General features: G+C 69.6%; 3 protein-coding genes. All 3 read left to right on the top strand.

The window, feature by feature from the left end; translation table 11 throughout:
* The first annotated feature begins 71 nt into the window (after nucleotides 1-71).
* Nucleotides 72-317 (top strand): hypothetical protein, encoded by a 246-nt coding sequence (locus NHG85_RS18265; protein ID WP_253335113.1) that lies wholly within the window; start codon nucleotides 72-74, stop codon nucleotides 315-317.
* 61 nt (nucleotides 318-378) lie between these two features.
* The gene (locus NHG85_RS18270) at nucleotides 379-855 is read left to right on the top strand and encodes a hypothetical protein (RefSeq protein ID WP_253335115.1); all 477 of its coding nucleotides are present in this window, start codon (nucleotides 379-381) and stop codon (nucleotides 853-855) included.
* A 25-nt stretch (nucleotides 856-880) separates the two neighbouring features.
* On the top strand, nucleotides 881-1,723 hold the full coding sequence (locus NHG85_RS18275; RefSeq protein WP_253335117.1) for a universal stress protein: 843 nt from the start codon (nucleotides 881-883) through the stop codon (nucleotides 1,721-1,723).
* Nucleotides 1,724-1,735 lie beyond the last annotated feature (12 nt).

Below are 1,735 nucleotides of genomic sequence, written 5' to 3' on the forward strand. Positions count from 1 at the left end.
GCGCGTCGTCATCCGGCACGGCCACGCCGCGCGTATCGCTGTTCGCCACCGCAGATGCTCCTTCATGCGCAATGCCGCGCCCGCCCGCCGATCTGACGCGGCTCGGCGCGGCGGATAAGCCGTTCCCTGCCGTGCATGTCATGTCCTACATCGACGGCTATTTCCGGCAGGACGACCCGGGGCAGGTGATGCCCGAATTCAGCGGCATCTTCACCGGCCCGACCCTGCATGTCGATACCGGCGACGGGATGCTGACGCCGACGCCGCAACCGCTCGTGGCGCTGTCGGAGTATCTCGAAACGCTGCAGGAGGGATGATCCAGATCAAGGCGCGGCGCGGCTGACAGGGCGAGGTTGGAGCGCAATGAAGGGTTCGGAGATGACACTCACACCGCTGATGCAACGCGTGGTGCTGGCCAAGTCGCTCGGTCTGCTGTTCGGGCTTCTGGCGCCGGTCATGCTGACCGCCAACACGGTGTCCGAGACCATGCTGGTCTGGGGCGTGGTGTTCTGGGCCGTGCTGCTCGGAGCGCTGGTTGGCCTCATCGGGGCGCCGCACCGGATGCCGCTCCTGGGCACGCGCCTGCCCGCAGGCGTTCGCGGCGGCTGGGTCGGGGTCTGGATGGGGGTGATCCTGCTCCTTGTGGCGCATGACGGCCTTACCGTGCTCTGGGCCCGGTCGGAGTGGCTGCCCCAGCCGGGGCCGGGGGTCTGGTGGATCGTGATCGAGGCCGCGTTGATCGGCGTGCTGATCGACCTCGCCGTCACGGCGGTGACCGATCCCGTCGCACCTGACGAGAGGGGCCGCAACGAGACGGGCTCCAATGAAGCGGGCCGCACCCGGCCCGGCCAGTGAACCCGAACCGAAAAGGAGACGCCCCATGCCCGGCATTCTCATGACGAGCGACCTGTCGGATCGCAGCGGCCTTGCGCTTGCGCGGGCAAGGATGCTCGCGCAAGTGCTCGGCGCGGATCTGGAGATCCTGCATGTGGTGGACGACACGCTGCCGAGCCATGTCGCTGAGGAGGCGGGGCAATCGGCGCATGAGCTGCTGACCCGCGAGGCCGCGGGCGCGGGGAAGGTGGAGGTCGTCTTCGGCCATCCGTGGCGCCGCGTGGTCGAGCGGATCGCACAGGCGCGGCCCGATCTCGTGGTGATGGGCGCGCATCGTGATCGCGGCATCATCGACATGTTTCGCAGCAGCGTGCTGCATCGCTGCGTGCAGATGTCCGACGCGCCGGTGCTGGTGGTCTCGGACCGGCCCGCCGCCCCCTATGGCAAGGTCATGGCCGCCACCAGCTTTGCCCGCCGCGACGCGGAGGCGGCCCGGCTCGCCTCGAAGCTGGCGGGCGGGGCAGAGGTGCGGATCGTGCATGCCTACCGCGTGCCCTTCGGGGGCCTTGGCTACCGCATGGACGATACCGGCGACATCACCAAGCGCGACCGCGACGAGATCGAGGACCCGATGCTCTTTCAGATGGAGCAGATGCGGCAGCGGTTGGCGCGAGACGGCGTCGCGGCGGATTGCGCGCTGCTTGAAGGCCGGACCACGGCCGCGCTGATCGAGGCGGTGGCGCGCGAGGGGAGCGACCTGCTGGCCATCGGCCGTCACGGCGCCGAGGGCCACGTGCCGATGACCATGGGCCGCGTCGCCTCGGAGCTGCTGAGCTACCTGCCTTGCGACCTGCTGGTGCATCCCGGGCGCTTCCCGCGCGAGGACTGAACGCGCGGCGGG

The organism is Limimaricola litoreus (genome assembly GCF_024159025.1).
Classification (GTDB): Bacteria; Pseudomonadota; Alphaproteobacteria; order Rhodobacterales; family Rhodobacteraceae; genus Limimaricola; species Limimaricola litoreus.